Annotated in this window: 6 protein-coding genes; all 6 read left to right on the forward strand. The window is 56.0% G+C overall.

Annotated elements, in window-relative coordinates:
• Nucleotides 1-304 precede the first annotated feature (304 nt).
• Entirely contained in the window at nt 305-2,335 is a 2,031-nt protein-coding gene (gene asnB / locus ACR65J_RS20360; RefSeq protein WP_440172522.1) for an asparagine synthase (glutamine-hydrolyzing), read from the forward strand.
• Between the two features lie 298 nt (nt 2,336-2,633).
• Nucleotides 2,634-3,902: a nucleotide sugar dehydrogenase gene (locus ACR65J_RS20365; RefSeq protein WP_440172524.1), complete on the forward strand. Its 1,269-nt coding sequence runs from the start codon at nt 2,634-2,636 to the stop codon at nt 3,900-3,902.
• Nucleotides 3,903-4,431: 529 nt separating this feature from the next.
• Nucleotides 4,432-5,484: a glycosyltransferase gene (locus tag ACR65J_RS20370; protein ID WP_440172526.1), complete on the forward strand. Its 1,053-nt coding sequence runs from the start codon at nt 4,432-4,434 to the stop codon at nt 5,482-5,484.
• A gap of 1,224 nt (nt 5,485-6,708) precedes the next feature.
• On the forward strand, nt 6,709-6,852 hold the full coding sequence (locus ACR65J_RS20375; protein WP_440172534.1) for a hypothetical protein: 144 nt from the start codon (nt 6,709-6,711) through the stop codon (nt 6,850-6,852).
• A gap of 348 nt (nt 6,853-7,200) precedes the next feature.
• Nucleotides 7,201-8,673 carry a glycosyl hydrolase family 28-related protein gene (locus tag ACR65J_RS20380; RefSeq protein ID WP_440172528.1) on the forward strand — a complete coding sequence of 491 codons (1,473 nt, stop codon included), beginning with the start codon at nt 7,201-7,203 and terminating at the stop codon, nt 8,671-8,673.
• Nucleotides 8,674-9,040: 367 nt separating this feature from the next.
• On the forward strand, nt 9,041-9,437 hold a 397-nt coding region (locus tag ACR65J_RS20385), incomplete at its 3' end, for a YveK family protein (RefSeq protein WP_440172530.1).

A 9,437-nucleotide genomic window follows, 5' to 3' on the forward strand; every position in this document is an offset into this window, starting at 1 on the left:
CGACTCGTTTAGAGGTTGCGCACCCGTGAAAAGCCGGAAGTACTCGCGGGCACAGACTAATCAAGTCCGGACGTTGCTTTCGCGTTCAACGAAGAAGGCAAGAGTTGGGCTGTGTCTTCATCTTGCCAGCCTGGCTCTGCGGAGGAGGGCACCCGCGGTGGCGTCGGTTGGGTCCGACAATTTCGGGCTATGCGAATTGGTGTCGCCGACCGCGGCAGTAATGAACCATGGCCGGCCGGGTGGCTGCGGCGACGGGATCCCTAGGCAAAATCGATAACACAGACAGGCAGGATTTAGGGCAGCGATGTGCGGAATCAGCGGATTTTACGAGAGATACTCGGTCCAACCGAGGGCTGATGTGGCAGCAGCAATGACTGCACGAATCCGTCATCGGGGGCCGGATGCTAGCGGAGTCTGGGTGGATGAGGCGGCAGGCGTCGCACTGGGGCACCAAAGGCTGTCCATTCTGGATCTGAGCCACGCAGGTGCCCAACCCATGGTCTCTGCTGACGGAGCCTTTGTAATTGTGTTCAATGGCGAGGTCTACAACCATGCTGATCTGCGCACCTTGTTGGACGCCGAGAAGACTATTGCATGGCGAGGTCATTCGGACACGGAAACAGTTCTCGAGTGCTTCGCCGTTTGGGGAATTGAGCGGACACTGAGGGCTTGCGAGGGAATGTTTGCACTCGCCCTTTGGGACAGATCAAGTGGTTCTTTGACGCTGGCCCGCGATCGTTTCGGTGAGAAACCTCTCTACTTTGGTTGGCAAAGAGAGACGTTTCTTTTTGGTTCAGAATTGAAGGCGCTGAAAGCTCATCCCGCATTCGAAAATGAAGTCAGTCGAGACTCCTTGTGTCTCCTGCTTCGGCATAACTGCATCCCGGCTCCATATTCAATCTACAGAGGTGTGTATAAGCTTCGCCCAGGGCATTATCTGACTCTGACGCACATTGCTCTAGAGGAGCTGCTGTCACCCGAGCCGGTTCCATACTGGCAGTTCAGCGAACTTCTTGGCCAGGGGCAGATTGAACCATTCATTGGTAGTGATGCTCAGGCAACGGATGCGTTGGAAACCGTTTTAGGGGCCAGTGTGCTGCGGCAGATGGCTGCCGATGTGCCCTTGGGCGCGTTCCTGAGCGGGGGTGTGGATAGCAGCACGGTCGTTGCACTTATGCAGGCTTTGGGGGCGCGGCCGGTCAAAACATTCACCATCGGTTCGTCCAGTTCACAGTACGACGAGTCCCTTCATGCGAAGGCTGTGGCTCAGCACTTGGGTACCGACCATACAGAGCTCATATTGCGGCCGGAAGATGGTCTGAACATTATTCCGGCACTGCCTTCCATGTATTGCGAACCATTCAGCGACAGCTCACAAATCCCGACCTTCTTAGTCAGTGAACTCGCTAGCAAGCACGTGAAAGTCGTCCTAACTGGCGACGGTGGCGACGAAGTCTTCGGCGGCTATAACCGCTATTTGGCCGCTCGCACGGTGTGGTCGAGTATCGCCCGTCTCCCGTCGCCCCTGCGGCGAGTTACTGCCGCTGGGCTCTCGACAGTCCCACCCGCTGCGTGGGACTCGCTTTCTGAAAAATTCAGCAACCTATTGCCCAAACGGCTGCATATGACCACCCTAGGCGATAAAGCGCAGAAGTTAGCCGGAGTGTTAAATACCGCTAGTGAGGCAAACTACTACCGCCAGCTCACCAGCCATTGGGACGATCCGGCGAGGGTTGTTCTGGGCGGTGCTGAACCGGCGACGATAATGACCGACAGACGACAGTGGCCCCAAAAATCCGACTTTGTGGAGTGGATGATGGCGATGGATACGCTGACGTACTTGCCCGACGACATTTTGGTGAAAGTTGATAGGGCGTCCATGGCTGTGAGCCTGGAGTCGAGGGCACCCATGTTGGACCCATCCGTTATTGAGCTTGCGTGGCGTATGCCAATCGATAAGAAAGTGAGGGGGGGAGAAGGGAAATGGTTGCTTCGACAAGTGCTTTACCGGCACGTACCCAAACGGCTTATCGAACGTCCCAAAATGGGGTTTGGATTGCCCCTTGACAGCTGGCTCAGGGGCCCGCTTCGTGATTGGGCTGAGTTGCTGCTTAACGAGGAACGATTGCGACGGGAGGGATACTTTCGCCCTGAAGTAGTCCGAGGCATATGGTCGGACCATCTTGGGGGCAAGCGCAACCACCAACATCAGTTGTGGACCATACTCATGTTTCAAGCCTGGTTGGAAGAGCAAGAAGAGACCAGCCAGAGTCGCAACCTTTTCCCTGAAAAAAGCGGTCCTCTTCCCATGAGGGGGCATGAAGAGGGTGGCTAGAGAACCCGCAGTCGAGTCCATTTTGCCACCCCTCAGACATCTGCATCGCAACTCAAGGCGAAAACCGATGCCACCTTCGTCAGTTCCCGCCCAAGGTGGCAAAAGCCATTGGAGGGCAGGACCAGGCCGGCTTCACCCTCGAATGGTGCCATTATCGTTGAAAAAACAATAAATCCGCCGCCGTAACCAGGCCGCAAATTTGCACTTGTAAACACAAAAGTGTCATCAAAAGCAGCGACCAATACTTGTAGCCTGGAATTGTTTAGACCGATAATTCAAAACTGATTGGAAATCAATTATGGCTACCGAGCAGGAAAAAGTCGTTATAGTCGGTCAGGGTTATGTTGGCCTACCTGTGGCCATTCGGGCGACCGAAGTGGGTTACGACGTCGTTGGTGTGGATGTGGACAAGCGCCGAATCGATCAGCTGTCTGCCGGTCGCTCGTACGTTGACGATATCAATGAGGAAACACTGCGGACGGCGCTCGCATCCGGACGTTATTTAGCCACTACTGACTATCGGGAGGCTGCTGGCTTCGACATCGCCGTGATCACAGTTCCCACACCTCTGCGTGAGCACCTTCCAGACTTGACTTTCATCGAAGAATCGGCGAGATCATTGGCCGTTCTCGTGCGGGCCGGCGCGACTGTCGTTCTCGAGTCCACGACGTATCCAGGCACAACAGAAGAACTTCTCGTCCCGATACTGGAGGAGGGCTCAGGGCTTGAAGCCGGAAAAGACTTCTATGTAGGCTACAGCCCGGAGCGGATCGACCCAGGTAATAAACGCTGGGGGTTCGTCGAAACCCCGAAGGTCGTTTCGGGTATTAATGCCCAGTCGTTAAAAAGAGTTCAAGCTTTTTATGGAAGGCTTGTCAATCAGACAGTTCCCGTCCGCGGTCCGAAGGAAGCCGAATTGACAAAGCTCTTAGAAAACACCTTCAGGCACGTAAACATAGCCTTGGTGAACGAGTTGGCAATCTACGCGCATCAGCTCGGCGTGGACATTTGGGAGTCCATTGAAGCGGCGTCGTCAAAGCCATTCGGATTTATGAAGTTTACCCCTGGGCCCGGCGTTGGAGGGCACTGCCTGCCAGTGGACCCGAGCTATCTGTCATGGCAGGTCCGCCGCAAGTTGGGACAGAACTTTCGGTTCGTCGAACTTGCGAACGACGTAAATGACCATATGCCGGACTACGTCGTCCAGCGACTGATGCTAATGCTCAACAGCGATCAGCGTTCCATTTCTGGATCTACTGTCCTGCTGATTGGACTGGCTTACAAGAAGAATACCGGGGATATTCGCGAGGCCCCTTCCCTCCGCCTCATTGAACTACTTCTTGGCGCAGGGGCAAAACTCATCGCAGTGGACGAGCACATTGAGGCGCACCGCTGGCCCCCAGGAGTAACAAAGGTAGCCCTCGATGAGGCTGCAGTCTCAGCGGCCGACATTGCGGTTCTCATCACGGATCACGACGATCTCGACTTGACCTTGTTAGCCTCTTCATATCTTCCCCTACTCGACACCAAGAACAAGTTATGTTTTGACCACATAGAAAAATTGTAACTAAGGGGCAGTTCATACAATTCGGTGGGGCCACCGAAGCATCGACACCCTTCATAACCAGCGACGCCACCGTAAGCGTCAGGGCTCCAGCTGGTCCCAAGCATATTCGGCCGGGTTCTCGCCCCCGGTTCTGATGGCCACGCAGGCGCAGTCGGAACAGGTAGTGGCATAGGCGACAGAACGAGACTGTTGTCCTGACTGCTATTGCGTGGGGCATAAAGACTTCAGGCCCGGTGTTTTGGCGTCGATTTGCTGACCATAGAAATTGGGGGGGGGGGGGCAACTGTAACCGGTGCGAATGACACCTCCCGGCTTAGCCTAATAGAAAAGGATTTCTTAGCGTCTATGTGGTTCTTCATGTATGCATATATCGCTGTCTAAGGGTAGCCATATTGCTTTCTCAAGTAAGTGGGCCGGTTTTATTTTACATTTGCGGGTGGATAAGGTCCCGGCGCCTGGGCGAGTGTCATTGTTTATCATGGCAGCTCGAGGGACAAGCGGCAGGCACTGCATTCGAAAGGAAAGTGCGTTGGCAACAAAAGACGGAAACCCCCTTGTTACTGTAGCCACGTATGGAGTTACCGGTGGTAGCGCTAGAGTGCGAATTCATGACTGGCTGCATTTCCTAGATATCGAGGCGGTCCATCATGACTACCTAGGTGGCGGCGAAAACGGGTTGCGGAGCATTATCCGAGGGCTTCCAAGACTGGTCCATGCCGAGTTAAATTTGAGGAGGCTCGCCAGGGAAGTAAAGACGTCGACTCTTCTCCTGAGTAGGGAGGCATCGCCTTTCAGCAATGGAGGACTGGAATCATCTCTGTTAACGGGCGCTAGTCGTAGCATTTACGACTTCGACGACGCCATCTTTGACACTCATGCTCGTGGACCCAGAAAATTATGGAACAAAGCAAAGGTGTGGTCCGCCGCGATAACAGCAGCCGACGTGGTTATCGCCGGCAACGAATATCTGGCCGAACATGCGGCGAAGCTTCGCGCGGACGTCGTCATTATCCCGAGTTGCGTGAATCCACCAGACTATGTTCCGAAATCTGACTATGCCCTGGCCGAGGTGCCGACCTTAGTCTGGATGGGATCACCTGCAACTGAGCCCTATTTGCAGCAAATCACTGAGCCCCTATTGGCGGTTCACTCTGAAAGAAGTATACGACTGCTCGTAGTCAGCGCTGGAAGTAGGTCGCTTGGTGAACTAGACAAAATTGTCGAGCGGGTGGCTTGGTCACCACAGAGCTTCGGGTCGGTCCTGGCGCAAGCAGATATAGGCATCATGCCGTTGGACGACTCCTTATACGCTCGAGGTAAGTGCGCTTACAAGCTGCTTCAGTACGGGGCGTCAGGATTGCCCACCGTTGGAAGCCCTGTGGGAGCGAATCGCGGAGTCTTGGAAGCTATGGGCGGACGCTACGCCACTACAAAACAGGATTGGGAGCAGGCTCTTCTAGACCTCATTGCGTCCGAGGATGCCGACCGATCAGCGTTAGGAAAACACGCGCGGGATGTTATTAGCGAGAAGTACAGTTTCGACCACTGGGCCGGGGTCTGGCGGAGCTCGACGGGGATCTGATCGATGTCGAAGTTGATCGTTTGATGACAAGTTCCGCGCTTTCTACATCGAATCGGTGACGGCGCAGTCTAATTGCCGTCAGTTCAAGGACGGGAGTTAGCTTTTATGGGTTGGGCAGCGCCGGCGGCTTGTGCCACCCATGGCAACCTGATCGAAGGGGCACACGGACCCGACGCGTCTTAGTGCTGCTTCGCGGTTGGAGTTCCCTGTGCTGGCACGAAAGCCTGCGGCAACCTGTCGTCTTGACCACAGGGACTACCAAGACTGCTGCCGTAGTTCCGCCCGCGAGGCCCTGGCAGCGGCACAAAGCCCTCTTCCTTCTTTTCCCTAACGCCCGCATGAACTCAGCTTCATAACGCGGCTCAGCTAACCCGCCGGGAGAATTTAGACTGTCCGCCCTCGAGGTAGTTGGACCAGTTTGATCCTGCCGTAGAACGTGAGGAGCACTACGGGCGCGCTCGCCGTCGTGCCCTGCTCTTCGTGGTTGGTGGGGAAATGAGTTCGTGTCGTTGAAGACAATGGGGCGCGTGGACTTGCTGGGATGAGTGTGTCTAGCATTCAACTTCGAACAAGACCCCGAGCCTTTGAACGAGCCTACCGGGGTTGCAGCCGACGCTGCGACTATCGTCTTCAACCTGCCGGCTTTCATGTCAATTTCCACCAGCATTACCGCCGGCCGCCGGCAAGTCGTCATTGAAACCGACCAGCCACTGGGCTGCCCGAGCTGCGGTATCGACGCCTCCCCACGGAAGGAACGTCGCTGGATGTGGCTTCCGTGCACTGCTGTTGCGGTTGATCACTTCCACCTGGTCTCGCTGGTTAACCAGCCCGTGACGGAGACCGGGCAGAATCTCTGCCAGCAGGTCAAGGGCCGACGCGGTCGGGCCGTCGATACGCCCTGGCCGACCATGCTGCTGCCTGGTCGCGATACGCTCAGCTGCAGGGCAGCGGCCAGGCTCGAGGAAGTCTTCGCCGTCGATGATCCGACCTGCACCCTTCGGGCGGTCTGGAAGGTCAAAAAACTACTCCGGTCCTGCGCGCCGGTTCTCTGGAGGACGCCGCGGCAGCGAAGACAAAGCTCGAGGTGCTCGTCAAGGCGGCAGCCCGGACCGAGGCGAACAGGCTCTACCGCGCCGTCTGCAGGTGGTTGAAAGAGATTGAGGTGCTGATTATTACCGGGCTACGACCGGAAAAGTTGAGGCCAACAACACAGCGATCAAGAACATCAAGAGAACCGCCCGCGGGTACCGCAACGCCGCCAACTTCAGATCGCTAATTCTCTTGAGAAGTGCCGTCCGGTGGCGGCATGCCGCTCATTCCAGGAATCCATTTCCCCACGAACCACGAAGAGCCTACTACCCACGTTAGGTATCCGGGGGTCTGAGTGCGTTGCTCCTCGATAACGGAGTCGCTCGAAGACGGCAACCTCCGGTAAAACGCCTCCCGACCAAGCGTGTGATCACGCACCGGCGCGCATTCCTAGTGCTGTACGGGCTTCAACGCCGATAGGCCAGCGGTACGGGCTAGTCCCCTACATCCTCAAGTTAGGGGTGCCCAAGCACTGGCCATCCTTGATAATTAAGCATGAAAGGCAAGCGATATTGGTACGCGGACATCCGCCGCTCACGCCCCACACGTGGCGATAAGCCGAATTCCATAACCAGGAGTATCTTCCCCTGTCGCGTTCCCCGAAGTTGTAATCCAGAGGAGAGAAGGATGGACCGTCCAGACCGCACTTCAGCGACCGCTCCGTCGTCAGGGCTCCCCCGCCGCGTGATCCTTGCCGGAGCCGCGGCCTTCGCTGGCATCTCCGTGGCAAGCGTTGCCGCCTTACGGAAACCCTTGCACGAGGATGCCGTGCCTACCGGCAAGGACGAACTCGTGCTCAACGTCCAGAACTACGGCGCTACGGGCGGCGGCGCGGTTGATGACAGCGCATCTATTCAGGCTGCTCTCAATGCCGCTGGTCCTGGCACTACCGTCTTCTTTCCTGCCGGAACGTACCTGTGTCGCAAGGTTGTGGGTACAGGAAAATCGAACGTCACCTTCCGAGGCGTACCAGGAGCCTCCACTTTGCATTACAACCGCGCTGGCGCCGGCGAGGTAGATCCCATTATCGGCTGGAATCTGACCGCCAACCCGTCTGAAAACGACAGCGGAATTACTTTCACTGACCTCATATTTGTGGGTGCTGGAAAGCTTAGCCAGAATCAGGCACTTCTGCACATGTCCGCGGTCAATGGACTTGTAGTGAGCAATTGCCAGTTCCTCAACATGCAGGGCGATGCTATTACCATCGCCCGCACTGGCGTCGGAGGAACGGATACCGGAGTCCGTAATCGTGACGTGCGCATTTTCAACAATCTGTTTGACGGCGTGAACTACGCCGGACGGAATGGAGTAACTGTCATAGCCGGTGAGAACGTTCTTATCGAAGGAAACACCTTTACCCGGCTTGCGGCCCCGACCATGCCTGGTGCTATCGACGTGGAACCGAACGTATTCGACACAACGGCAATCTGCAACGACATCCGGATCATCAACAACACCTTCAAGGACTGTGGCGGCTTCGCAGCCGATGTCGGCGTATCGCTGGTGCCGCCCACCTTCACGTCGAAGCGCTGGGAGGTTGCTGGGAATACCTTCTCCGGATCGAAAGCAGCGGCTTTTAAGTTCGAGTGGCACGATCACCGGGCTGCAGACACAGACCCTTACATCGACATTCACGTCCACGACAACATCATCAATGCCCCTGGCGCGGGTAATACCGGGCCCGGATTCATCCTGAACGGCTTGCTCGGCGTCCGTATAGAACGGAACACTTTTAGCTCTTGGCCCGGCGAAATTGTTCGTTTGGGCTACGAAAATACCGGCACGATGAAAGACGTCAGTATCTTGGGTAACAACTTTGCAGACTGCGGGACATCCTCCGGTTACGTCATCAACATCAATGTGGGCGACCGAATTACCGTCGACGACAACAGTATCGTCAAAAACGGAACGGTACAGGACGCATTTATCCTGGTTGCGGGTACTGGCGCCACCTCGGAATTGAATGTACGGAACAACGTCGGCAAGAACGTGGGCACACTCCTAAGGCTTGGGACTGGCACGATCAAAACCTCGACGAATAGTTTAAGCGGAAACGTCGGCTTTGCCAGCCTTCTACGGAGCCCCGCCGGTACGTAGGGGATTTTGGATCCGGTTCCAGTTATCAAGCTTCCAGCAGGTTCGTATTCGGCGCAGTCTCGAGGAGTGTCGGCATACTGGGTTGACGGCACCAAACTTGCCCATTCTGTAGATACGGAGGCCAGCAAATCCGATACTTCTTGAGACTTAACAAACCCGCCGCGCAATAGCCGGGGGATCGACGGCACCAGGGGCGGAGCGCACGTCGCCGACCAGACGTACCCAGTCCCGACGACCTGCATTATTACAGCTGACGTCTGAGGCCGTCGTAGGTATTCTTGCCATGTGGCATACTCCGATTCGGAGATGGTGTCCAGCTTCTTTCGGTTGAAACGGAGTTGCTTTTGCGACGGACAAGGCTGGCGAAATGATGGAGTTGAAAGACTGGGTACATGTCATTCGACTGCGGTGGCTCGCCATCCTGGTCTCCACCCTCATCGGGCTGTCGCTAGCGGCGGGGTACACTTTTCTGCAGACCCCTCAATATCAGGCGAAAACCCAGCTTTTCCTATCGGTGATTGGGGCCGCCTCTGCGACGGACGTGTCCGAAAGCAATGCTTTTGCGGAAAAGCGGGTTGCGTCGTACGTTAGCTTGGCAACGAGCGCTAAGGTGCTCGGAGCCGTTGCCAAAGAACTTGATTTGAGTGGGGGAGCTCAGGCACTCGTAGGCAAAGTCACGGCCACCAGGCCTGAGGAGACTGTCATCATTATCCTGACGGCGACCGACCCGGACCCGAATCAAGCTGCGAAGATTGCAAATTTGT

Source organism: Arthrobacter sp. SAFR-044, from assembly GCF_059414985.1.